25 protein-coding genes are annotated in these 25,507 nt (G+C 40.4%); 22 read left to right on the top strand and 3 right to left on the bottom strand.

The genetic code is table 11. The annotated features are described in order from the left end of the window. Positions 1-42 precede the first annotated feature (42 nt). Positions 43-786, bottom strand: coding sequence for a MerR family transcriptional regulator (locus NYE35_RS23020; protein WP_038572641.1), 744 nt, complete (start codon positions 784-786; stop codon positions 43-45). A 91-nt stretch (positions 787-877) separates the two neighbouring features. Between NYE35_RS23020 and NYE35_RS23015 the strand changes: the two genes are divergently transcribed. From NYE35_RS23015 to NYE35_RS22990, 6 genes are all read left to right on the top strand, one after another. Further along, positions 878-1,579 carry a CPBP family intramembrane glutamic endopeptidase gene (locus NYE35_RS23015; RefSeq protein ID WP_038572639.1) on the top strand — a complete coding sequence of 234 codons (702 nt, stop codon included), beginning with the start codon at positions 878-880 and terminating at the stop codon, positions 1,577-1,579. A gap of 318 nt (positions 1,580-1,897) precedes the next feature. Next, entirely contained in the window at positions 1,898-2,821 is a 924-nt protein-coding gene (locus tag NYE35_RS23010; RefSeq protein ID WP_176462608.1) for a helix-turn-helix transcriptional regulator, read from the top strand. Between the two features lie 249 nt (positions 2,822-3,070). Next, a complete protein-coding gene (locus tag NYE35_RS23005) occupies positions 3,071-4,051 on the top strand; it encodes a phosphotransferase enzyme family protein (RefSeq protein WP_341122094.1) in 981 nt (326 codons plus the stop codon). A 1,020-nt stretch (positions 4,052-5,071) separates the two neighbouring features. After that, entirely contained in the window at positions 5,072-5,890 is an 819-nt protein-coding gene (locus tag NYE35_RS23000) for a MerR family transcriptional regulator (protein ID WP_038572631.1), read from the top strand. A gap of 24 nt (positions 5,891-5,914) precedes the next feature. Next, positions 5,915-7,090, top strand: a complete 1,176-nt coding sequence (locus NYE35_RS22995; RefSeq protein ID WP_094902921.1) for an MFS transporter — start codon at positions 5,915-5,917, stop codon at positions 7,088-7,090. A gap of 309 nt (positions 7,091-7,399) precedes the next feature. Next, positions 7,400-7,858: a hypothetical protein gene (locus NYE35_RS22990; RefSeq protein WP_038572627.1), complete on the top strand. Its 459-nt coding sequence runs from the start codon at positions 7,400-7,402 to the stop codon at positions 7,856-7,858. Between the two features lie 639 nt (positions 7,859-8,497). On the opposite strand, the gene NYE35_RS22985 is transcribed toward NYE35_RS22990, so the two are convergent. Next, positions 8,498-8,956: a hypothetical protein gene (locus tag NYE35_RS22985; protein WP_076273046.1), complete on the bottom strand. Its 459-nt coding sequence runs from the start codon at positions 8,954-8,956 to the stop codon at positions 8,498-8,500. A 966-nt stretch (positions 8,957-9,922) separates the two neighbouring features. Between NYE35_RS22985 and NYE35_RS22980 the strand changes: the two genes are divergently transcribed. The 12 genes from NYE35_RS22980 (at position 9,923) to NYE35_RS22925 (ending at position 21,939) form a co-directional block, all read left to right on the top strand. After that, positions 9,923-10,426, top strand: coding sequence for a DinB family protein (locus NYE35_RS22980; protein ID WP_036683089.1), 504 nt, complete (start codon positions 9,923-9,925; stop codon positions 10,424-10,426). Between the two features lie 358 nt (positions 10,427-10,784). Further along, entirely contained in the window at positions 10,785-11,552 is a 768-nt protein-coding gene (locus NYE35_RS22975; RefSeq protein WP_076148236.1) for a nucleotidyltransferase domain-containing protein, read from the top strand. Between the two features lie 286 nt (positions 11,553-11,838). Next, a complete protein-coding gene (locus NYE35_RS22970) occupies positions 11,839-12,621 on the top strand; it encodes an SDR family oxidoreductase (RefSeq protein ID WP_341122093.1) in 783 nt (260 codons plus the stop codon). Positions 12,622-13,026: 405 nt separating this feature from the next. Continuing rightward, a complete protein-coding gene (locus tag NYE35_RS22965) occupies positions 13,027-13,881 on the top strand; it encodes a hypothetical protein (protein WP_076098601.1) in 855 nt (284 codons plus the stop codon). A 178-nt stretch (positions 13,882-14,059) separates the two neighbouring features. Then, positions 14,060-14,503 (top strand): GNAT family N-acetyltransferase, encoded by a 444-nt coding sequence (locus NYE35_RS22960; RefSeq protein ID WP_038572621.1) that lies wholly within the window; start codon positions 14,060-14,062, stop codon positions 14,501-14,503. 122 nt (positions 14,504-14,625) lie between these two features. Next, the gene (locus NYE35_RS22955) at positions 14,626-15,066 is read left to right on the top strand and encodes a DUF6678 family protein (RefSeq protein ID WP_051491267.1); all 441 of its coding nucleotides are present in this window, start codon (positions 14,626-14,628) and stop codon (positions 15,064-15,066) included. A gap of 308 nt (positions 15,067-15,374) precedes the next feature. Next, positions 15,375-16,559, top strand: a complete 1,185-nt coding sequence (locus NYE35_RS22950) for an MGDG synthase family glycosyltransferase (protein WP_341122091.1) — start codon at positions 15,375-15,377, stop codon at positions 16,557-16,559. Between the two features lie 202 nt (positions 16,560-16,761). Then, positions 16,762-17,826, top strand: coding sequence for a serine hydrolase domain-containing protein (locus NYE35_RS22945; RefSeq protein ID WP_341122090.1), 1,065 nt, complete (start codon positions 16,762-16,764; stop codon positions 17,824-17,826). A 114-nt stretch (positions 17,827-17,940) separates the two neighbouring features. After that, positions 17,941-19,050 (top strand): hypothetical protein, encoded by a 1,110-nt coding sequence (locus NYE35_RS22940; protein ID WP_038572617.1) that lies wholly within the window; start codon positions 17,941-17,943, stop codon positions 19,048-19,050. Positions 19,051-19,204: 154 nt separating this feature from the next. Beyond that, a complete protein-coding gene (locus tag NYE35_RS22935; RefSeq protein WP_076104339.1) occupies positions 19,205-19,663 on the top strand; it encodes a GNAT family N-acetyltransferase in 459 nt (152 codons plus the stop codon). Between the two features lie 28 nt (positions 19,664-19,691). Then, positions 19,692-21,164, top strand: coding sequence for an amidase family protein (locus tag NYE35_RS22930; protein WP_341122089.1), 1,473 nt, complete (start codon positions 19,692-19,694; stop codon positions 21,162-21,164). A gap of 199 nt (positions 21,165-21,363) precedes the next feature. Then, complete coding sequence (locus tag NYE35_RS22925; protein WP_038572611.1) at positions 21,364-21,939, top strand: dihydrofolate reductase family protein; 576 nt, start codon at positions 21,364-21,366, stop codon at positions 21,937-21,939. Positions 21,940-22,080: 141 nt separating this feature from the next. On the opposite strand, the gene NYE35_RS22920 is transcribed toward NYE35_RS22925, so the two are convergent. Continuing rightward, a complete protein-coding gene (locus tag NYE35_RS22920; RefSeq protein ID WP_036683067.1) occupies positions 22,081-22,278 on the bottom strand; it encodes a hypothetical protein in 198 nt (65 codons plus the stop codon). A gap of 186 nt (positions 22,279-22,464) precedes the next feature. Here NYE35_RS22920 and NYE35_RS22915 point away from each other — a divergent pair, with 186 nt between their 5' ends. From NYE35_RS22915 to NYE35_RS22900, 4 genes are all read left to right on the top strand, one after another. Continuing rightward, positions 22,465-22,815 carry an MmcQ/YjbR family DNA-binding protein gene (locus NYE35_RS22915; protein WP_036683066.1) on the top strand — a complete coding sequence of 117 codons (351 nt, stop codon included), beginning with the start codon at positions 22,465-22,467 and terminating at the stop codon, positions 22,813-22,815. 77 nt (positions 22,816-22,892) lie between these two features. After that, the gene (locus NYE35_RS22910) at positions 22,893-23,084 is read left to right on the top strand and encodes a hypothetical protein (RefSeq protein WP_036683062.1); all 192 of its coding nucleotides are present in this window, start codon (positions 22,893-22,895) and stop codon (positions 23,082-23,084) included. A 244-nt stretch (positions 23,085-23,328) separates the two neighbouring features. After that, positions 23,329-24,093 carry a GNAT family N-acetyltransferase gene (locus NYE35_RS22905; protein WP_176462640.1) on the top strand — a complete coding sequence of 255 codons (765 nt, stop codon included), beginning with the start codon at positions 23,329-23,331 and terminating at the stop codon, positions 24,091-24,093. A 172-nt stretch (positions 24,094-24,265) separates the two neighbouring features. Beyond that, positions 24,266-25,405 carry a 5-methyltetrahydropteroyltriglutamate--homocysteine S-methyltransferase gene (locus tag NYE35_RS22900; RefSeq protein WP_036683058.1) on the top strand — a complete coding sequence of 380 codons (1,140 nt, stop codon included), beginning with the start codon at positions 24,266-24,268 and terminating at the stop codon, positions 25,403-25,405. The last annotated feature ends 102 nt before the right edge of the window (positions 25,406-25,507 follow it).

The following is a 25,507-nucleotide window of genomic DNA, read 5'->3' as shown; positions in this document are numbered from 1 at the left end:
CAACCTGGTGTATAAAGAAATCTATCAATATGATGAAATCTCCTATTTCTGTTCCGTCTCTTTTTCTAGAGCGTGAGCAATGCTAAGCTCCACAAAGTTCAGCGCTTCGTCGGAAACGGGATATAGTCCTGACTCTGATGTAGGGAGCTTCCTCACTTCCCAAAACTTCTCCATCAATTCCTCGTCTCCATTAAAGGTTTCGTGTGATAGCTTTATTAACTCACAGGCAATGGAATAACCTTCATCAGATTCAGGTGGAACAGATTGTTGTATGCACCACTCAATCCGGCGCAGCAAAGAGGCATATTGCTGAGTGGTCTGGTCATTACTGCTGAGATTGGGTAGTGCATTTTGTAGAAAGGTACTTTCGTCATCGTTGAAGTAATCGATCCATTGTTTAGAAATGGGTTGTACGTTCTGGACCAGATGAGAAACCCGATCCCAGGAGAGTGTACCTTCTAGATCAATCATGTTGATCAAAGAAGTAGTATTTGCAATACTGCCCTGAAGAGAAGCAAGCTGCTCCTGAAGATGATTATGATGTGCGATTAGAATATGACGAAAGGATAGCTTGTCCATTACATTTTGAATGTCTTCAAGCGGTAGTGATAGTGATTTAAGCAACGTTATCTTTTCGAGAGTGAATAAATCTTCTTCTGAATAATAACGGCGGCCGTTATCTTCCTTATAACTCGGTGTAAGTAGACCGATCTGATCGTAATAACGTAGGGTTCGAACCGAAATGTTCCGCTGTTTGGATATTTGTCCTGTTGTCCATCTATTCATGGTTCTTTTTCCTCCCAAAAATAATGCTTGCAGGTGACGTAACGTCACCTATTATCATTAAATTATATCACAGAGGATTGAGGGATTAAGGATGACCAGCACGGAAATGTGGAAGAAGATGGATCAGTGGACATGGCGTGAGTTTATTGCTTTACTTGCGCTTGAGTTTGTATTTGTTATATTCGTTATCAAATATGCGGTACAGTCAATGTATGAGCAATGGCTGGGGAATACTCTTTATTCAGGAACTCTTACAGGGCTTACCATAGCAATTGTACTTTTGTTAGGGTTATATTTTATTGCTTTACGACCGAAGAAAATGCCTTGGACTGAGGTAGGAGTAAAGAGATTTTCTGCGAAAGATTGGTGGAGAATTGCGCTGTGGACACTTATTCTTATCGTATTGAGTATGGCGACTCTCTATCTCACGAGTTTTCTTGGGAATACGGTGGACAATAGCAAAACAGAGAGTCTGAAGCAAAATGTCACTCTATTTACTATGATTATTGGTATTGTGTCGGCAGGGATCGTATCACCATTTTATGAGGAGATATTTTACCGTGGATTTATATATCGTTGGTTACGGACTCGTGTTAGTATGAGCTGGGCGATTGTGATTAGTTCGCTAATCTTTACGCTTGCACATTTTCCCACTATGAATGCCATGCCCGTGAATTTTATTAGTGGAGTTGTCCTTGCATGGACCTATGAACGTACGGGATCGGTCGTGCCTGGTATGATCGTTCACGGTGTGTTTAATACGATTGCCGTGTTGTTAACAGCGATGAGTTAGAGTGATGATTATATTATGTATAAACGATGAGCGCTGATGAGCCTCAGGGTTTCTGCATTAATTGGACGAGAGAGCAACGTATTTAAGACTTCGGTACTGACCAAAGGCCTGGGTGTAATTCAACTAGCGGGTAGGATAATGGAAATGATTTGTAGAAAAAAACCTATAAATGAAAGTGACAAAAGTGGACAATTCTACCGGCAGTTGAATAAAGCGCCTGTGAAAATTCAACCACCGCTTGATAGGATTGCGTTTGAGGAAATGCTATGCTGTTTTCGACAGTGCGCACTGTACATTTTGTTTTATTGGAGGTATACAATGCTCGACTTGCGTAAAATTGGAGCTTATATTTCGAAGCTTCGCAAAGACCAGGATTTGACCCAATTAGAACTTGCCGACCAACTGAATGTAAGTCATCAAGCGGTATCGAAATGGGAACGGGGCGACTCGCTACCGGATATCGGAACGCTTCCGCAGTTTGCGAGGTTATTCGGCAAAACGGTAGACGACATTTTAAATGCAGGAGACAACGCAGAAAATCGGGAGCACCCGCACCTAGGAACGATCGTTGAGGATATCGCAGAGAACAGGCCGGACCAAGTTGCAGAGATGGTCAATACCGGTGAGGTGGAGGTGGAAGAGCTTGTAGAAGTAGCGCCGTTTGTAAAAGCGAGTGCTCTGCATAAGGTTACAGAACGATTAGACAGCAGCGTCCTTAAGTTAGACGTGATCATGCGGCTGGCTCCGTTCCTTGGAACAGATACATTGGATGAACTGGTTCGTCAGGCAGAAGAGGGCGAAATTGTGTGGAATACCATTACTGGACTCGCTCCGTTCGTCAGCAGCGACACATTAAGCCGACTGGTAGATAAATCAATTGACGGTTCCTTAGAAGTGCACAATCTTGTTGGAATTGCCCCATTTCTTGAAAAAGAACATGTAGATCGGTTGGTACAACAAGCAGAAGAGGGTAGCTTGAGCTGGAATTCCGTTCAAGGGTTGGCACCCTTTATTAGCAGAGAAACGTTAAGCCGCTTGGTAGACCGGGTTGCAGATGGCACTATTGATGCGAACCGGATCATTAGCCTCGTACCTTTTCTGGACAGGGAAAATCTCGAGAAGTTAATTAGTGGAGTCGAAGCTGAACATCTTAGCCCAGATCTGCTGGCAAGCCTTGCTCCTTTCGTCGATCAAGGGACATTGAGCAGAATGGTGACAAACTTATTAAATAAAGTAAAGTAGACACGTATATCGGAGATTGGTGATGCATAGGCAATGGCGTTAAGCTAACATCATACGCTAGTTCAATAAACACGATAAAGGCAGCCCGTCAGTAAATGTGATCGGCTGCCTTTATTCAACTAACGGGCAAGTTACCTTAATAAACTAGGTGGTGGATAAAATATAAATATAAGAGTTCTCTCCCGAACTATTAGAAAAAGTCATGGTACGATGTCCTTATTCGGTTGTTTCAGGGGGAGTGAGGAGAACATGTTAAATACTCATGATGTTGCAATAGAAGCATTAACTTGTTATTCAATTACTTATCAATCAATAGATCATATTGGTCAAAATGCAAACACTATCTATAAAGTGACAGATGAAGAAAGTAACTGCTATAGTTTGCGGATACATCTATCAAAAAATGATTCGATGGAAAGGATTTGGTCTGAGGAAAAAGTCATTCATTCAGAAATGATTTGGCTGGAATCATTAATAAATGATACTGATTTGGTGTTACCGTCACCTATAAAAAATAACATTGGTGAATATGTTACTAAGATAGCTGACATGAACTGTACATTGGTAAAATGGGTAGAGGGTGAGCAAAAACAATTTGTTCCAACAGTCAATGATGCCGAGTACGTAGGCAAATTGATCGGAAAGCTTCATAAACAATCATCTATTTGGAAGGTTCCGCAATCATTTACTAGACCATCCTTTGATAATACTAGAATTTCACAATCATTAGAAAAGCTCAAACAGCTTGCTGACGGTGGTGGTGAGCTCAATAAAAATGATGTGGCAATTCTGCAATTGGCAGGAGAGCGTGCAATTTTAATGATGAACGATATAGAAAGAACACCTAGCAACTGGGGGGTAATTCACGCAGACTTGATTCCAAGTAATTATGTGTTTCATAAACAAGAAGCTAGAGCCATTGATTTTGGAGCTTGTGGGTTCGGATATTATTTATTCGATTTAGGTTGGACACTTTCTTATATCCATCCAGTTTTCAGAAGCCAGTTGCTAGAATCATACGCAAAACAATTCGACCTGCCTCATAACTATGTTCAACAGTTAGAAGGCTTCTTTGTGGCGGCCCAACTTGAAACAATGAATTTTTGGCTTGGGTTGCCTGATTCTAATGAGTGGTTGCCCAGTCATATTAGTAAATTAGCAAGTCGGGAATTTAAGTTATATGTAAATAAAGAAGAATTTCTCTTCAGTGGGACTCCTTACTGGGAGTAGTTTGTTTAATTAACGGGAAACGATGGCTCAAGAATCACGATCAGGCAGCTGCGTGGTCGGCTGCTTTTTGCTCGATCTTGATCGTATCGGACCGTATTGCAGCTATTCCAGCATATGAGTTCATATTGCGAAGGTTTCGGACTGTATAGCTCTTATTGCACTTGATTTGCATAGAAAAGAAGTACATTTGAGCGAATAGCTGCAACTGAGTCCGATAGTGTGGCAAAACGAGCTGAATTATGGAAATAAGAGCAACTGAGTCCGAACAGTTGGTGAAAAGAACGCCGCCTGCCAAATTTGCTCCTAAACGTGCTACCCAGTGCTTAAACTAGCCGTCTATAGCTCAAGCTATCTACACCGTGCGCGGAATTAGCTACCTATAGCCCAACCTAGCTACTCCGTGCGCAGAATTTGTTACCGGTTGCTCAAACTAACCGCCTATGTCTCGAAACTAGCTGCCTTTTGCTCGATCTTGATCGTATCGGACCGTATTGCAGCTATTCCAGCATATGAGTTCATATTGCGAAGGTTTCGGACTGTATAGCTCTTATTGCACTTGATTTGCATAGAAAAGAAGTACATTTGAGCGAATAGCTGCAACTGAGTCCGATAGTTTGGCAAAACGAGCTGAATTATGGAAATAAGAGCAACTGAGTCCGAACAGTTGGTGAAAAGAACGCCGCCTGCCAAATTTGCTCCTAAACGTGCTACCCAGTGCTTAAACTAGCCGTCTATGGCTCAAGCTATCTACACCGTGCGCGGAATTAGCTACCTATAGCTCAACCTAGCTACTCCGTGCGATAATTTAAGGATGGGCAAAGGTGAAAACGTTTATTGGCTTATTACGCACCAATTAAACATTGGAAAGAAGCTGAATATAAACAAGAAGGCAGCCGATCAACACGATCAGCTGCTTTTGTTCATCTAAGAGTAATTTCTTAAATAAATAAAAGCATCCTTGACTTTCCCCTGCACGGGAAGCTGTATACTCACATTATGTTATAGATTGGAGATGATATTTTGTTCAAAATCAGTGCATTTTCTAGGCTAAGCAAGGTATCCTTAAAAACACTGCGTTATTACGACCAGATTGGCATACTTAGGCCGAAAAAAGTGGATCAGGATACGTGCTACCGTTACTATTCCGCAGATCAGCTTCTTGAGCTCAACCGAATTTTAATCTATAAGGAATTGGGTTTTACATTGCCCCAAATTAAACAGCTGCTTCAGGAAAATATTTCATTAGAAAATATTCAAGGCATGTTTAAGCTGAAAAGAAGCGAAATCCAGCATATCATCGATACGGAACAAGCTAAACTCGTCAGGATTGAGGAGCGTATGCAGCTTATAGAAAAAGAGGGGCAATTCGAAACGGGTCAAGAAATCAGAGTCAAGGCAGAGGCTGCTCAATTGTTTCTTTATCAGAAAGCATGCGGGAAAGAAGAGGACATTCCGGATTTGCTTCGTCAATTTGATCAGTTTATAACGACGGAAAATCGTCAATTAATTCAAGGTCCTCAGGTTGTTTTGTGGAAAGAAGTCGAAGGAAAAGAGGATGAGTTTGAGTTTGAAGTTGGGTATTTTTTAACCTGTGAGCTGCGATCATTCCCAGAACCGTTTCAGCTACGGACTCTTCCTCCTGAACCGATGATGGCCACAATGGCTTTTCATTCAAATACTAATTTTGATTGTGCGGCCTGTGTTCATTTAGCTAAATGGATTGAGAAAAACAACTATCAGATCAAGGAGAACGAACCGGGCAGGGAGTTATATTTACCGTTATCTCCAGAACGAGATGCACAATTCATAGAAATACAAATTCCCATTATAAATAGATAACTGAAGAAGGTGGAGTGGGGGAAATTGAAAAATAAACGGATCATTTATGTTCTGGCACTGGCTGTTTTTCTGATTGGAACCATTGAATATATTATTACGGGAGTTATTGAGATGATCGCTGTGGACTTGGGAGTATCTACTTCAGAAGTTGGATTATTGGTGACTGTGTTTGCCCTCTCCGCAGCCATTGCCGCTCCGGTTTTGATTGCATTAACGATCAATGCAGATCGCAAAAAACTACTAATGACCACCTTAGGTGTGTTTATTGCCAGCAACGGACTTATGTTTGTAGATCTTGCTTATGAAACAGTACTATGGTTACGTATTATCCAAGGGGCTAGCGGAGGAATTGCTACCGTTGTGGCCATGGCAATAGCGACACGTCTTGTTGAAAAAGAAAAAAGGGGCAATGCCATCGGCATCATTTTGATGGGGCTTAGCAGTTCGCTAGTGCTTGGTGTTCCTGTGGGCACATTTTTTAGTGAGATGTTTGGATGGAGAGTGCTATTTGTTTTAATAGGATTATTAAGTATTCTTCCATTACTTATCATCTATAAAAAGGTTCCGGCAATCAAAGAAGAGGAAAAGGTTACTCTCAGAATGCAGCTCTCTATTTTAAAAAATCCAACCATTCTGATGGCCTTGGTTATTACGTTATTTTATGTCGGCGGCTATTCTACACTGTTTACTTATATTACGCCTTTCTTGCAAGCAACCTCCTCTCTTTCCATGACCGAAATCAGCGGTGTTCTGTTCTTGGCGGGCATTTGCAGCTTTGTCGGATCCAGATTAGGCGGACAATTGGCAGATGCAAAAGGATCGAAATTTACCATTTGTCTCGGGCTCCTGTTACAAGGGGCGACTTTGCTTTTATTCGCTCTAGCCGGAGTGAATCTCTTGGTATTAATCTTGGTTTTAATGATTTTTATGTTAGCAACGTGGAGTATTTCCCCGGCCCAGCAACTATATCTGGTTACTCTGGCGCCTAGAAATCCGGACATTGCTCTTAGTGTAAATACTTCGTTCATCCAATTTGGCTTTGCACTGGGATCTGGATTAGGCGGGTTAGTTATCAGTCGTACATCTGTCCTATATTTGAATTGGCTGGGTTTTGCCGCTGTATGCATAGCTTTACTTCTTGCCATCTTACTATTTAAAAAAATGAGCAGTAGGACTAAAACTACTATGGCTATTAAATAAGAAATGGATCGAACTGCTGATGATTTCGAGAGCCGGGTGGATAGAATTAATTGCCTATCATGGTTTTCAAGGGCTATATGAAATTAATGAAAAAAGTGGTTGGTTTGACTGCGATAACCTCGAAGAATTTATTTTTGAAGTCGAATCACATGTCGATTCATTACCTTAACTTTACGCTAACGTGAAACGATAACTCAATAACGACACACAGGCAGTCGGTCAATGGATCGGCTGCCTATGTTCAACTAACGGGCAGGATACTTCCAATATGTGGTATTCTAAGGTATGGGATTTGAACAGGGGGGAGCCATGTTGACGGAAATAAAATATCCAGTTAAGAATCCATCAAGAATTGGAACTATTATAGGCATGATTGCTATTATATCGAGTCAATCTATTCTTGTATTGAGATTATGGAATCAGAGGGGGGTATTCTACGCTTCGTTAACTGTGGTTCTTTTGTGTTTAGTTTTATTGTTACTCGCATTGTACAGAACATTTTTTAAGAAACCAACGGAGTTATGCCTATCCAATGAGCAAATTTTATTAAATGGAAATATTATTAATTCAAAGGATATTAAAGTGATAATGACCAGGGGGTACTTTAAACCTGTTATTGGGATATTACCTTACAGGAGGAAGATCGTCCCATTGGATATGGCATTTAGGTATTTAAAGGATGAAGATAGAGGTATCTCGGATTTAAAGAGTTGGGCAAAAATGAACAATGTTAAGATGGTCAATAAATCGTTTCAAACGTGGATATAAGTGTATTCAAAAGCACTATTCGGCAGTTAAATGCGGTATTATATGGTACGATTATCCATAAGAGATGAGGTGCCTTTATCAAGAAGAAATATGCTTTTCTAATCGTTTCCATATTATTATTTGTGATGGCTTATACAAAACCAAGTAGTCAATATTATGATAATTACCTCCATAAGGTTCATGGTCTTAAATGTGACAGTTCCGAAAGCTCAAATTGCTTTCATACTATTAATGACTTGAAATCATCAAGTCTCACACATCAGATTATTTTTATGACAGCAGAAACAAAAATTTTTGGAGAGGCAGATAATAAAATACGAGTAGTAGGTATTTTCAATCATTTTTTTGTAATAGAAAATCGTCTTCATCCTAAATCAGATAATAACAATAATATCGAAGTTCCGTTAAGCTAACGGGCAGATTAACGTAGGAAAATAGATATGGACGTGACTGAAACGGAGCTTTTAAATATAGCTATATATATTGAACTTGAAAATATTTTATAAGGGAAGAGAGACGCAAATATAAAATATTGGGAATACGGATGTTAGTGGTTATGGATCTATCAATAATTAAGTAAAACATGAAAGCGAAGAAGGAGCCATTGTCGAAAAACAACGGCTCCTTCTTTATGACTTGCTATTTTGATGAACTTGTTGGAATATGAGCATCAGTCGGGTTTTCATTTGTTTCATTTATGAGTAACGAATTGGGATAAAATTTCGAAAATGTTGATTCATCTACTTTTAAAAAAAACTTGCCTTCAAAAATTAGTTGATTCGTATTAGGTCCGATTTGATCTAAATTTCTTGCTATCTCCGATTCCTTAAAGATACTTTGTTTATCTGCTCGCAAGAACATGCCATGAGGTGTATATAGTTGACTATAATACCCTTTTGCGATTTTTGATTCTACGGATTCTTTTACAGATTCTACGGATTCCACGTTATTTGTTGAAAAATTAGTGTTAACAGGATGTTCATCTGTCTTATTTACGGTTACCATTTCTGGATAGGTGTCTGCTTTTGAATTGGATATTAACACCACTCCTGAAATAATAGTCACTGCAAAGGCTATTAAGCCTATTTTTTTAAACATACTATCCCCAACCTTTCTTTACCAGTAAATATGTCCTACTTTAAAACATTATATTCACAAAAATGTTGAACGAATCGATAAGGTTCGTAAAGGAAAAGATCCCACTATAAAATGTTCTATTTTCCTAATTTTATAATAATACCTTTTAAAGTACATGTGAACATCATTTTACGATAATATTAATTTCCTTATGCATTAAATCTCCAATTCTTCTCTATGTATTTCCGGTGGCATTTGGAAAGACATGCGTTAACCGAAATTGTAGACATTTTGGACAAATTATTTCCTGCCCTCAGCGGGTATTTGGAACGCTTAACGCAAGCTGGGACTTCAGGCCTTGAATTTGGTGTGTATCCTGGAGGAATCCGAAAACTTTCTGACGAACAAGAAGAACGGCTGAAGGAGACCATTGCCAAGCAAAGAACGGTGATGCTAGATTCGAAGCGAAATGCACTTGGACGTTCGTGCATGGGTCCTTCGCGAGTTCGGCGAGAAATATACCCTAAAAGGAATCCCTAGAATGCTGAACGGCTTGGTTTTAGCTATACAAAAGCCACCTATACGCTGGTATGAGACAACAAGAGGAACAAAAACAATTCCGCGATGTCACTTTACCTGAGCTAAAGGAGAAACTGAACCAGCGAGAAATTGACCGTCTTTTATTTGAAAAAGAACCCTTTTTTTGAGCATTCAACTATCGGGAAACGATAGTTGAATAATACATTACATTGATAAGCAGGTGCTTCGGTATTCTGCTCTTTTTATTAAGCTAACGGGCAGGATAGCGTAAACAAAATGATCCAAAGTATTAACCATACGTAGTTAATTACATTTCGGGATTAGCGCAATGATTTTCGGCAGCTTCGTTTGGTTAACGGGGGTAGTTTAAGTAAATGTAAATATTTACTTGCGAACTAATGTTCGATACAATAAACTTGATTCCATTACAAAAAGGAGATGTTGGATATGTATAAACACATTAAAGATTTTGCCGCAACTTGGCAGAATGAAACGGAAGCAACAATGCGGACACTGGAGATGCTGACCGACGAGTCTCTTGGCCAACAGATAACAAGCGATCATAGAACGCTTGGACGTGTTGCATGGCACCTTGTACAGACGTTGCACGAAATGCCATCTCGGACGGGACTGTCTTTCGAAGGACCGGGCGAAGATATGCCGGTGCCAGCTTCGGCAGCAGACATCGCGTCAGTCTATAAGAGGACCTCACAAGCGCTCCTTGATGCTATACAGTCCAGTTGGAAAGATGAGAATCTGCTTATCATGAGCGATATGTATGGTGATCAATGGCCAAACGGCTTAATGCTGGATATTCTCGTAAAGCATGAGATTCATCATCGTGGTCAGATGACAGTCCTGATGCGTCAGGCAGGCCTTCGTGTGCCGGATCTTTACGGCCCGACAAAAGAGCAGTGGGCAGAGTACGGAGCGCTACCTCCAGTAATTTAGAGTAAGATTATATCCGCTTTGGCCGTTTGGCTATAGTGGGATTTATAAGTATTTTATCATAGGATTGAAAGTGGTAGCTTGAATCATAGACAAGAGGATACCATCGGACTGAAACTGTTGATTCTATTGAACTAACGGGTAAGTTGAGCCACGCGGATTGAGGTTAAGATTTATTGAACTAACTGGAAACGTTAATTAAAAACATGTAAGCAGCCGCTCAAACAACCGGCTGCTTTTTCATTAAAGCTAACGGGCAGGATAGTTGAATGATTTCGCGAATAACTTAAGTCATGACGAATTTACGAAGTTCGCAAAAAGGCGTTAGCCGAAAGAAGTTCTTAGTTTAGGAGGAGTCTATATGATATTAGAAAAAGTTATAAATAGAATTGAAATACAAAGTGAATATAAGGATTTTGTTGATAAGTATATAGATAATATACTTACCGAATTCAAAGGTAAGATTCATAGCATTTATATGTGTGGCTCGATTCCAAAAGGAACTGCTAAACCTTTTAAGTCAGATGCAGACTTTACTATTGTATGTGTAAATCCCAAAGATATTGATTACGAAAGATTGTCAAAAATTAAAGACAGGCTTTTGGAAGAATATCCAATAGTAACTAAGATTGATACGATAATTTGCTCGATTGACGATGTATTAAGTAAACCAAATGAGTGGGGTTTTTGGGTAAAGATAATTTGTGTTTGCATATATGGTCATGACGTTGGTGAAAAAGTACCACCGATAATTATTTCTCCAGAGTTCATTTTAGACTTAAATACAGAGACCAAGGAGGAAATAGATCGTATACATAGTTTACTTTCTAATGCTAGTGATAACACAATGAAAACTAGATATATTAAAGGTTACTCTAAGAGATTAATTCGTGCATTATACTCTTTGGTTTTAGAAGATACAGGTGTATGGCAAGATGACATTATTAAGATGAAGAATGCCCTATTAAACTATTGTGAGATTGACTCCGCTTTAGTTGATTATCTGTATGCTTGTTACTTGGATAGTAATGTACTTGTTGAAGAGTTTCTGGGAATTGCAGATGAAGTATGTAGCTATTTTGAGAACGTCTTAAATGCAATGGCTGCTTCCAGAACTTCCTTCGGCTAACACCATATTGACGCTCCGGGTCACTCTGAGAAGCGAGTGACCACATCCAGCCCCCTAAGCCCGTCGGGACGTCACTGCGTTAGGTGTTTGGCAAGCCTCACAACTATAAGCAGCGACTCTAATTAAAACATATGACTATCGAGCTAACGGGAACTTTAGTTGAATACTACACATTAATGAGCAGGCGCTACGGTAGCCTGCTGTTTTTATTGAAGTAACGGGCAGATTTGCACAATAGTCACCGCAGTTTAATGCGACTTCAAAATAAAAAGGAGAGAAAAGACCCATGAATACTACACTTGGCAGATTAACAGGTCGAATCGCAATAGTAACAGGTGCAAGTCGCAGCACAGGAATCGGTGCTGCAGTGTGCAAAGAGTTGGCCTATCTAGGCGCTGATGTATTTTTTACACACTGGGTTAGTTACGATCAACAGATGCCCTGGGGTAGCAATAACGAGGAGCAAAAGCAACTTTGTGAGGAAATACGTTCCATGGGCGTTCGTTGCGAACACCTAATGATGGATCTTTCTGTACCTGAAAGCTTTGTGGATTTATTAAATAACGTTGAGCAGAAGCTGGGAGAACCTTCCATTCTTGTTAACAATGCTTGTTATTCGGTTAACGATGACTTAACCACGATTACCCCAGAGTCTTTGGATGCACACTACGCAATTAATGTTAGGGCGGTAACTATGCTTAGTGTGGAATTCGCTAGACGGTTTACGCAATCGGCAGGTGGTCGAGTTATTAATATGACATCGGGCCAATCACTAGGTCCCATGGCTGGGGAAATCTCTTATGCCACAACGAAAGGGGCAATAGATGCTTTCACACGAACTTTTGCAGCAGAGGTGGGACCGAAAGGCATCACCGTAAATGCGATAAATCCTGGACCCACAGACACCGGCTGGATGACTCCTGTCCTACGACAGCAGTTATCTAAGCAATTTGTAACAGGTAGAGTAGGATTGCCTAAGGATGCAGCTCGTCTGGTTGCATTCTTAGCCACCGATGATGGGGAGTGGATTACCGGCCAAGTTTTACATTCCACGGGTGGATTCAACTAACGGAGAACGATAGTTGAATAATACATTACATTGATAAGCAGGTGCTTCGGTATCCTGCTCTTTTTATTAAGCTAACAGGCAGGATTGTTTAGAAAGTCCCTGATTGTATTTACCTATGCTTACTGTTAATCTAAACAATAGAGATGCAAACAAAGGAGCATAAACTTATCATGTGGAATACTCTGTAAAGATTAACAATTTGAAAGGATGCCTGAAATAGTGACTACACTATTTTATTAGGTATGCTTTTCTTTAATCTTATAGGGTATGCAGGAAAAGGTGTATCATATACCCATCCTGCGGATACCTGATGGTATCCGCTTTTATTCGTGGGAAACAGCATAACAGCATCTCTATTGATTCCTACCTGTTTATCCTTCTACTAGCGAGTGGAGGAACTTTGTTATGCGATCGAAGTTAGTCTTGATTGAGGGAATGCCAGGATCTGGTAAAACAACAACTGCTCAGCAAGTTCATGAAATTCTTACGGAAGTGAACATTACATCCCAGCTTTTTTTAGAAGGAAATCTGGAACATCCTGCTGATTATGATGGAGTCGCTTTCTTTAAGAAAACCGAATGCGATGAATTATTGAATACCCGTAAAAAGTTTAAAGATTTGTTGAGTAATCTAATGATTAAACAAGGTAACGATTACTTCCTGGAATATCGGAAAATAAAAAATGAAGTCTGGTCAAGTTTTCCAGATGAATTGCATCACGCAGTTTTTAAACATGATATTTATGAATTGCCGCTAGATCAAAATAGGAAACTGATAACAGAAAGATGGAAGAAGTTTGCGGATCGTGTTTTGTATGGCGCAGACACCTTTGTTTTTGATTGTTGTTTTATACAAAACCCTGTAACTATAGGCATGATTAAACATGGTGCGAAGAAGGAAGACGTTATAAGTTATGTTATTGAACTGGCAACAATTGTAGAGCGATTGAATCCATTGTTGATATATGTACAGCAGAATGATCTTGATCATTCTTTCAGAAAGGCTGTAAAGGAAAGACCTCAGGAATGGTCAGAGGGATTTATTGAATATTACACGAACCAAGGGTATGGAAAAGAACAAAATTATAAAGGGTTAGATGGAACACTGCAGGTTCTTAAAGCAAGAAGGGAACTGGAAGAAGAAATTTTTAACAGATTAAACATTACCAAGATAAAAGTTGATAACTCTTCTTATAATAAAAATGATTATAAGCAAGTTTTAGAGGGCATTTTATCAGAATATTATAAAACAACAAACTAATGAGAGAATGGATTCTAATGATTGCAGGCTGAAAAAGAGGCAATCTATAAAGCTTACGGGAAACGATAGCTGAGGAGCATTGCCATGACAATGCTCCTCTTTTATTTGTTAAAGTTACGGGCAGGATTGCTTCATCAATTGTCGAATCCTTTGCTTGAATATTTCTATAAAGGGGGGGATGGAAATTAAAATACGAGAAGTTGTAGCAAATGATTATACTGAAGTTGTTTTTTTATGGAATGATGTACTTGGCGTTCGCAATGTTAATATTGAAAACTTTCGAGTTACTATGGAAAACATGAATAAGGCTGGAAATTACAAAACATTCGTTGCATTATTTGAAAATGATGTGGTTGGTTTTGTCACTATAGTTCAGGCGTTATCCGTAGGGTCTTCGAATGGTTATCTACATATTCAAGGGCTTGCTGTTAAAAAGGAATTACAGCATAATGGGATAGGTACAGAACTACTAAGATACACTGAAAATTACGCTAAAGAAATGGAAATATCAAGTATTATTTTATGTAGCGGATTTAAGCGAACCGACGCCCATGCTTTCTATGTGCATAATGGCTATGACAAAGATTCATACTGCTTTGATAAGATTATTAAACTTGACTAATTTTGAATATGTAATAGCCGAGCAGCCATTTTGTATTAAGTTAACGGATAACGATAACTCAATAACGACACACGGGCAGGTCAGCGTGGGATTTATGTTGTTATTCAGGAGGATTTTTAATTGTGGGTTTTGAACAGGATTTTAAAAAAAGGGTACATGAAGTTATTACACAGAAACAATTATGTTCAGTTATGAATGACACTAAGTGGGGAAACTTACAAAGTGATGTACTAAATAAACTACCTTTTACCCCTCCATATCAAGCTAAGTATGTATTAGACGATATACTTTATCCAGAGAACTTCGAAAACGACGTCTGGTATTTAGGGGATTGGATAGAAGGACTTTCACCTTTTTTTTCTGTAGAATGGATACGGGTTAGACCAAGGTATCAGAAGCACAAGGGGAATCTGCTTCCTCCTGAATTAATTGACATAAGTAAAGAATTTCTTTCGATTTTACATGAATTAAGAATTCCGTATAGAGAAGAAAATAATACATTTTTCATTTATGGATATATATCAAATACAGACTCACTTTTCAAAGGTAATCAATTGAGCTAACGGGACACGTTAGTTCAATAAACCAGCGGCAGTCTAAAACTTTATTTACTCAGACACCAACTTTCATTTAATTTGATCATATTACACGTTCGAAGATGCTTTCGGACACAGTTGGCCTTTAACTAAACACAGAACATTAATCCTATCGTTACTGGAGGTTGATGCACTGTGTTTTTTTCTGCGGATTTCTTCGTTTGCTTCGCTCTATAGAAAATCATGAAGTTAATATTCAGTTGAGGATCTCATCACTATCTGTTTACGATTCAGAGTTAGAGTTAGAGAAGGCCAAGCGAAAAAGGAGCTTTCTCATGAACACAGATCCTAAAGTACTTATTGTAACTTCGGCATTTGGAGACGGGCATATCAAAGTAGCAGAAGCAATTGATCATTCTTTTAGACGTAGAGGGATCAGCCGGATTGTTACCTTGGATCTTTTCGCTGCAGTCTACCCTAGTCTGAATGAGCTGTCCCGCAGATTCTATCTGAACAGCACAGGTTATACTCAAGAATTTTATGGATTAGTGTATAAGTTGACGAGTAAGATTAAACCAGACCAGTTCATGGGTAAATGGATTCATTCTATGGGCAAGCGGAAAGTGCAAAGGATCATCGACGAGATTGGACCGGATATTATCATTCATACCTTTCCCTATTTGGCCGCTGCTGAGCTTGCATCAACAAAGGGAAGACGAATCCCCCTTTTCACTGTCATGACGGATTATGTGGTTCATGGCAGGTGGCTTCATCCACAAACCTCGAAGTATTTTATTGCTACGGAAAGTATGAAAGCAGAACTGATGTCATTAGGTATTGCTGAAGAAAAGCTTGTGGTTAGCGGGATTCCGATTCGTGAAGCTTTTGAACAGACTCAGGAACGTGAAGCCCTTTTACGTAAGCATGGACTAGATGGAAATCGACATTATCTATTACTTGCGGCAGGGGCTTACGGCGTATTGAGTGATATTAACCATTTAATAATAAGGGCGCTGCAGCAATCAAACTTCGATGTAATGGTATTGTGCGGGAATAATCATAAGCTCCAGATGGCTACGGAAGAGCTTTTTCAAGAGAATCCTCGGGTTCACATACGGGGTTATACAGAAGAAATGCAGGAGCTAATGTGCATATCCTCCTGTCTGTTGACCAAAGCAGGGGGGATTACCTTGACTGAGGCGATGGCTCTAGCACTTCCTGTAATTGTCTATCGTCCGCTCCCCGGTCAGGAGGCAGGCAATGCAGAATGGTTGTCTGAGCACAATTTAATAGAGATTGCCCGAAACGAGGAGCAGTTAGTAGAGCAGCTTCAGAGATTGGAGCATCTGGGGTACAGGGATGAAAAGGTGCAGGATATAAAGAACTTTTCCCGGAAATCAGCCGCGGATGCTATCGTTACTGAGGCTTTAGAGGTTATCAAGCTGCGGCAGCCGTCTGTTTCAGCCGTAAAATCTATGGTTGTTGAAGGGCAGGCGAAGACGATTCATGGATATTATTAGCAAGGTAGAAAGACCACGCGTTGTGGGTCCTCTAATTGGAGGCTGGCTCGGAAGCTCGGAAAATGAATTGCTGCCTTTTCAAGTAAGCGACTGTTTATTTGATTATAATTATTTATTACCAGATAAAGGGTCGATAAGATGTTATTATTTGTATGGGTGAATTTATTGAAAATGGTGCTTTATTGTCATTGGGGAGGACAAAATGTACACGAATCAGAAGATAGAGGATATCTTGCATGAAATGCTAATCAAGTTTGTGGAAAATGAAAAGTTTCCGGGATTAGCGGCCGGAATCGTAAAGGACAACCGAGTTCTGTTTACTGGTGAATATGGGACGGCAAATTTATCGACGGGTGATCCTGTAGTTCGTGGCACTTTGTTTCACCAAGCCTCTGTCTCCAAAACCTTCGTAGCAACCGCCATTATGCAATTAGTTGAGCGTGGTAAGGTAGAATTGGATGCCCCCATCACTAAATACCTGTCATATTTTAAGTTAGAGGATGAGCGGTATCAAAATATAACAATAAGACAGCTTATGAATCATACCTCCGGTATGCCTGATGAGGAAGATTATGCGTGGGATCGCCCTGAATACGACGAGCAAAGTCTTGAACGATATGTAAAAGGGATAGGTCACCACAAGCTGTTAAGCCAACCGGGAGAGAAATTTGCCTATAGTAATATAGGATATGAGATCTTGGGAGATATGATAGCAAAAGTCAGCGATATGAGCTTCGAGCAGTATATGGAAAAAAATATTCTTGAACCAACAGGAATGCAGTCCAGTTCTTTTCTTAAACAGGAGGTTGAAGCTTATATTGCTGCACCTCATGTGCTTGGAGCTACCCATGAATGTGGTGGCTGCGTTAGTAGTGTTTTTCCATATAACAGGGCCCATGCACCTAGCTCCACTTTATATACCCATGCCGAAGATATGTGCCAATATCTGTTGATTCATCTAAACGGTGGAACAGCCGGGAACGGCAATGAAATCCTCCAGCCAGGTAGCTATGATGAAATGTGGAAACCTCATGCACAAACGGGCTATGATCCGGAAAATGCACAGATAGGATTGGGCTGGTTTCTAGGAGAATATAAAGGTTCTCGTATTCTCTCACAATCCGGCTGGGATACTGGATTCTTAAGCAATCTGTTCCTGCTTCCCGATGAAAAAATCGCTATTTCTGTTATGAGTAATTGTGACTATGTCAACATGGGCAGTGTATGCTTCCCAATCCTTGATCTGTTGCTTGGCTCCAATATTTAGAACGAGTCTGTAACTGATTTTACAACTTCATAACAAGGGGCTTCGTACTTTATAACATTCGTAACTTAAAGTACATGTAAGTCAAGCCCACTTACACTATGGAGGTTATGAGAAATGAAGAGTAAAGATGTGAAATCAGCCCTTGGGGTGATCGCGATATCCGGTGGTCTGCTGGCCCTGACTGCTTTGGCAGTGCCCAAAATCGTCGCTTACACTACAGTGAACCAGAATGTGTCTCAAGCGAACGTTTCCTACACGCAAGAACTCAACCAGAAGCCTGCTGTTCAACTGGCGAGCAGCCAGATCCCGGTACTTAAGGTTGCAACCAAAACACCAGTCTCGACGATCAAGTCTTATTTTGAGCGCACAGTCACCGCTGAAGAAATTAAGCAGATTAATGAGTATGCAGAGAAGGCCAGGCTCACTGGCAAGGATGAACAGCTTACGCGGCAATTTACGGACCAGGAGAATAAGCGGCGGATGTTATTGGATGATCAATACAAGTACGATGGTTTACGGCCCAAGCAGAAGCTACCTTTGAAATCAGGGAGCTCCGAATTTTATCTGGATCAAAGCAAATTTACCTATGTATTTCCTAAGCGCGAACTGACCGATGAAGAAATGCTGCAATTGATCGACTGGAATTACCGTTTTAATTATGTGGTAAGCCTCAATCTTGTCGTGGCACAGCCAGATAAGAAGGACATCAGTCAGGATGAAGCCCTACGCAGAGCAAAAGAGAGCGTAAGCCGTCTATTCGGTGTGGATCTCTCTAAGTTGCAGGCTCAGACCTCATATCATAAGCCTTTTCCTGATTCGAAAGGTCAATGGTTCGTTAATTTTCTACCTTACCGGGCAGAGACACTGCGGGCTCAGGATAAGTCCTATTTCATGTATAATACGTTCGTGGATGCAAAGAGCGGGACCGTACTGGATACTACGATAGTGGATCTGTCCTATAAGAGAACTCCGATTACAGCAGCTATAAATAAAAAGATTAGCCAGGATTCCAGCTGGCTTCAAGCCGCTAAATCCATTGTGGTGGACAAGCAGGGCGAGACCCGTGCGATAACCAGCTCCTCTATCATTAAAGACAGTGCATATGACAAAAGCGGAGTGGTAGCGGTCTTGGTCAAACTGAAAGACGGTAGCACCTACACGGCAGAGCTGCGCTATCCCGAGAAGACGCTGCGCTGCCTGATCTATACACCGGTTTCTAAGTAATGAAGTGAACCAGCGTTATAACCTACTTTAGTATTTACAACCTACAGCAAGCCCCACTCGGGGCTTGCTGCTATGCATTTTGAGAGCTGGTGGATGACTATTGTGAGAGCAGACATGGGTATAGGAATTTCTTTTTACAAGAAGGGATGGTTAGATGCTAGATATTAAATCCTTACAAGAATGTCCTCTTCGTCAAAATGAGCTTATTAAGTATGTCAAAAAACGGTGGCCAAAAGTACAACAAGTTGTGCTCCCCAATATACAAGAAAGTTTAATCTCAAAAGATGAGGAGTTTCCTTTTACATTTTTGCTGTTGAAACATGATGTAATCATCGGGTTTTATCAATTAATTGAGCAGGAATTTATAACTCGAAAAGATTTATCACCTTGGATTGCGCCATTGTTTATTGACGAAAGTGAGAGAGGCAAAGCACTAGGAGCCGTTTTGTTGGAGCATGCCAGAAAAATAGCTGGACAACTAGGTTATGCAAAAGTCTACTTGGCGACGGATCATATTCTTTATTATGAGAAATATGGATTTAAGGAGATAGGTCTGGATAACTTCGAGTGGGGACGGCCCACCAAAATATATGAACATGACACTATTACATAAATGACCCAAATGGAAAGCAGGAGTTATCATGGAGCATATCTTCGAATTAGCAAAAATAAAGAGTGAAGAAATAACGATACTCGAACTGCAGGATGCAATGGTAAGAGGGGATGTTAGTTCTAGGGAACTTGTTATGTATTACATGTATCGGATAGCAACGTTTGACCAGAGTGGTCCCATGATAAACTCTATTATGGAAATGAATCCAGATGCGATTTTTATTGCCGAGGCATTAGATCAGGAGAGAAAATTAAGCGGAGCACGAAGTCTTTTACATGGTGTGCCTGTATTATTGAAAGGAAATATTGAAACGAATGATAAAATGCATACAACCGCTGGCGCATTAGCTTTGGAAAACCATGTTAGCTCAAACGATGCTTTTCTTGTCCAAAAACTAAGGGATGCTGGGGCAATTATACTTGCAAAAACAAATATGACGGAATGGGCAAATGGGATGTCATCATCCATGTGGGCTGGGTATAGCTCAATAGGAGGACAAACCAAAAATCCATACGGGGATCATTTTCCGGGGGGGTCCAGTACGGGTTCTGCCGCTTCTGTTGCAGCCAATTTTTCAACAGTAGCCGTGGGGACAGAGACGTCTGGCTCTATTTTAAGTCCAGCTGTGCAAAACGCGATTGTTGGTTTAAAGCCAACTGTAGGTCTAATAAGTAGATCAGGCATAATTCCATGGTCATATTCTCAGGATACAGCTGGACCTATGGCAAGGAATGTGACAGATGTTGCGATCTTATTAAATGCACTTACGGGAAAAGATGAAAGTGATCCTGCTACTTGGAAAAATGAATATTCTACTATGGACTACACAGCATTTTTGGATAAAGACGGATTAAATAAAGCGACCATAGGCATTTTTAGAAATGCTCTACCTAAGAATTATTGTGACATGGGTGAATATGATGAACATTTATTTAATGATGCTGTGGCTAAATTAAAAGATTCTGGAGCCAACATAATAGAAGATATAGATATTCCATCGTTCCATAGAGAGTGGAAATATAACAAAATGAATCTTGAATTTAAGCATTCCGTTGAAAATTACTTATATAACCTTCCGGCTCAACTTCCTGTCCATAACCTAAATGAATTGATTGAATGGAACGAGCGGAATTCGGAAAAGGCTTTGAAATATGGACAAGATATGCTGAACTATCGATCACAGCTAGATAAACCGTTGAATCATTCGGAATATATTGTAGAGTCTATCTCTGACTTATATTATTCGCAAAATATAGGGATCGATCATGCTTTAGAAAAGTATGGATTGGATGCAATCCTGTTTCCTGCTTATGTCGGAGCTGATTTAAGTGCTAGAGCAGGTTATCCAACTATAGCAGTGCCCGCAGGCTTTCAAGAGAATGGAAGAGCCTTTGGGATCACATTTGCAGGAACGGCATTTAGTGAACCGACACTCATTCGGATTGCATTTGCATTCGAACAACAAACGAAACACAGAAAAATGCCGGCTCTAAAGAAATGAAAGATGATTTGAAAATTAGAAAAAGGTGCATTTACAAACGAACGTATGTTTGCTAAAATGTTGATGTGGATAAAAATACCAAAGTGAAGAAAAGAGCGTTTGAGATTAGCAATCCATAAGAAACAACCCAAGTTGAATTCTGCTAAAATGTAGTTAATGTCTAATGTAGATATCCCTCATGAACAAAGGAGAACTGAAAATGAGAAAACTCGTTCTATTTCTTCACGCATCGCTTGACGGTTTTGTAGAAGGGCCGAATGGTGAAATGGACATTGGCTGGGTTTCCTACGATGCTGATTTGGAGAACCATGCGAAAGAAATTCTGAGTACTGCCGACACTGTCATTTGGGGACGTGGGACTTATCAGATGATGCACAGTTACTGGCCATCTGTCCCTTCGAACCCATCAGCTTCGCAGCATGAACGGAATCATGCCGAGTGGATCGAAAAGACAGCTAAGATCGTTTTTTCCACGACGCTGGAGAAAGTCGAATGGAATAATTCCAGACTCGTGAAAGAAGCTGTCGAGGAAGAGATCAATAACCTCAAACAGCAGCCCGGCAAGGATATGGTCATCCTCGGCAGTCCTAGATTCGCACACCACCTTATGCAGCTTGATTTAATTGATGAGTATAAAATTACGGTTTCTCCCGTCCTGATCGGTAAGGGATTGCCATTATTCCAAGGTCTCAAGGAGAAGAGAAATCTTAAGCTAATCGAAAACAAGACCTTTGATTCTGGAGCCATAGGTCTCGTTTACCAGACGGTAAGATGACCTTGTCACTTAAGGTGATTACGCTCACGGGGAACGTTATTGGAACGACAACAGCGGCAGTCTAAGACTTTATTTATCAAGTCTTGGTCCGCCGCTGCTTGTTTTAATGGATCCAGTCTAATACTTTATTTTTACCAAACACTAATCAGATGTTGGTTCTTTCATAAACCATGAAATATGGGTGCATCGCTTACAAATAAGGATGGCAGCGTTTTTGTTCGCCCAGTCAAAGCCTAAAAATGATGCGCCGCTTGTGTTAAGCAGTTTATAATCCAGATCAAAGGTATCGTTTTGACAGCAAGGACAGGTTATTGGTGCGCCTGCAGCACTGTATCTCATTATAAAAACCTCCTGTAGATTTGTATATTACTTTAACGTATTTAAGGTTATTTAGGTTTCGTGCACTTGAAAGGATTACTCACGAGTTCATTTTGCCAAGGGCAAGAGTGTTAGGTTTATTTCAGTTATAATATTTGATATAAGGTATACAGGATTCGTTTTAATGAAGAAGGTGAGGGACTGATTTTGACCCATAATATTATCGAATACTGTTTACAAAAGAATGGAGCAACAAAGGATTTTCCTTTCGGCTTCGATCCAATGGTGATCAAAATTGCCGGTAAAATGTTCGCGCTTATATTTGAGAATAAGGGGAATTATGCTTACATAAATCTAAAATGTGATCCGGTGATTGCAGGGAACTTGCGAGAGCAGCATGAGAGCGTTAGGCCAGGATACCACATGAACAAAAAACACTGGAATACGATTGTTTTGGATGGCTCCTTACCAGAGTCGGATATCTATTTAATGATTGATCATTCTTACGATATGGTTGTCAAAAATCTCCCTAAGAGCCTCCGACAAACGATATATTGAAGGTGGCATTAAGTTGTCGTTAAAATGGCAATGAACTGGTATAATATGGTTTATATTCATGGGAAGGAGTTGTATTTATGTCTGACTTTTTTAATTCAGGACCTAATCCCAATTTGTCGGACCCTGCAGGCCATAAAGCAAACCATGATGTAAATGCGCAAAAATATCATACTGAAGGCGTTCCAGGATTCTGGAGTGAGGTAACCAATCTGTTGATCGTTGTGGCTATAATTGCTATCATTTTTTTAGTTATAAGGTTTGTTTTATGATTACCCTGGTTTAGAGTGAAGACATTAACTTTTAGGAGGCGGTTCCATTGGTAACTATCATTAGGTGGACAGAATTTAGAAGGATAACGCCTACTCGTCCATAAACTGCGTATTTCCTTCTTAATGAGGGTACTAGATGCAAGAATATAAAATTAGTACAATGAAAGACTATTCAAAGCAATCGATTGATCAAATCCGCATATTAGAACATCTTTGCAAGACGTCCGACAGGTCAAGTTTGAGGGTGGGTATAGAAAGCCTTAAGGAGATAGACGGAGATGAAGCATTCTTGTGCCAGATCGATAACCAATTAGTCGGATTTCTCAGTTGGTATACTTCGGATGGCATCGAAGCTAATATTAACGGAATGGTTCACCCGGACTTTCGTCGCCAAGGTGTATTCCACGACTTACTGAAAAGTGCCGCATCAGATATGCAAATGCAAGGCATACAAACTTGCCGTTTTAGGATACCTTCTAATTCTGAATCAGGGATGGATTATATACGGTATTTAGGGGCAAGTGCTGCACCGTCTGAATTCCTCATGGTTTTTAATCGGGCACAAATCGCTGGATCAAGCCACTCCGGTTTAGCTGTGCGATTAGAAGAAGATCAGGATTTAGAGTTCATGGTTAAATGTTCATCACAAGCTTTTGGTGATTCAGAGTCCTGGACTAGGAATTATTTAACTCGTACAAGAGAACCGGCACGGATTACTTACATTGCTGTGGACAACATGATTCCGGTTGGGATGATCAGAGTCAATTATTTAGATACAAATACAGCGGTTATACATGATTTTTGTGTGCTTCCTTCGTGTCAAGGCAGAGGATACGGACGTGAAATTCTTTCAGAGGTAGTTAAAATCTTGCGAGATCAGAGGGATTTCCAGATTCGTCTTGGCGTGGTCACTCAAAATAGAAAGGCATTATCCCTCTATCAGTCGATTGGGTTTGAGGTGACTGCGGAGTCTAATTACTATGTAATATCCGTCGATATGATTTATTAAGAAAGAGGCGCTACTCATGCGCCTCTTCTTTTTTTATCATGCCCTTCTAATTATCACGCTGAATCTAGCTATAGTTAATACTTATAACCTGTCATAGCTCATTGGTAGATCGGTTTAGTCAGTCGGTTATGCTATATTTATTCTAATAATTTGTTTACGAGGAGATTAATATATGAGCATTCAAACCGTACCCCAAAAACGAACCGTTACTCCATTTCGATATGATATCGTGGGCAGCTTCCTGCGCCCCCAAGCGTTGAAAGATGCTAGATTAAAATTCAAGAATGGTGAAATTACTGCCGAGCAGTTGAAGGAAGTAGAGAACGACGAAATCGTTAAGCTCGTGCAGAAACAAAAAGAGGTGGGTCTTCAAGCAGTAACCGATGGCGAATTCCGCCGCTCTTGGTGGCACCTCGACTTCTTCTGGGGACTTGACGGTGTAGATCGGACAATTATTGACCAAGGTTACCAATTTAACGGTGCAGAGTCCAGACCAGAAACAGCCCGACTGACCGGGAAAATAAGCTACAGCAGCCATCCTTTTGTTTCGCATTATGAATTTTTAAAAGGTGCTGCTGGTGAGGACGTTGTTACGCGTCAATCGATTCCTGCGGCTGCACAATTCCTGTTCGAGCTAGATCGGGCGGAAAACAAGGAAAGCACAAATGAATTATACCCGAATCGCGAAGAGCTTATCTCGGATATTGCCAAAGCATACAAAGCATCGATTCTGGCCTTCTATGCAGCGGGCTGCCGCAGTATTCAGATCGACGATTGTACGTGGGGAGCGCTTTGCGACGAACAGTTTATAGCATTTATGAATCAGATTGGCGTTAACGTAGCTGAATATGCAAGCGAACTTGCAAAATTGAATGAGGAAGTTGTAACTGGTCTGCCGGAAGATCTTGTTGTAACGACCCATGTATGCCGGGGCAATTATGTTTCGACTTATGCTGGAGTAGGTGGAGGCTACGAGCCTATCGCGCAAACGCTTCTTAATATCAATAACTACTCGGGTTATTATCTGGAGTTTGATACCGAACGTGCAGGTGACTTCAAGCCATTGCGTTTCTTGAAAGACAATCAGCAGGTTGTGTTAGGTCTGTTCTCATCCAAATTTGGTGAGCTTGAAAGCAAGGGAGATATTCTGAAGCGTATTGAGGAAGCGAAGCAATACGTTGATCTAAACCGGATTTGCCTTAGCCCGCAATGTGGCTTTGCTTCCACGGAAGAAGGCAACCACCTGACAGAAGAGCAGCAATGGCGTAAGCTTGCTTATATTAAAGAAATTGCTGAAGAGATCTGGAACTAACTCTAATTAAAAAGTAGACAGAGATAAAGATAATGCACCTTTAGCCATTCGGATGTTCATCCGTTCGGTTAAAGGTGTATTTTGTTCTACAGTGAGCATACC

The organism is Paenibacillus sp. FSL L8-0494, assembly GCF_038003695.1.
In the GTDB taxonomy this organism is placed as follows: Bacteria; Bacillota; Bacilli; order Paenibacillales; family Paenibacillaceae; genus Paenibacillus_AQ; species Paenibacillus_AQ odorifer.
This window is presented reverse-complemented; position numbering and strand designations above follow the sequence as displayed.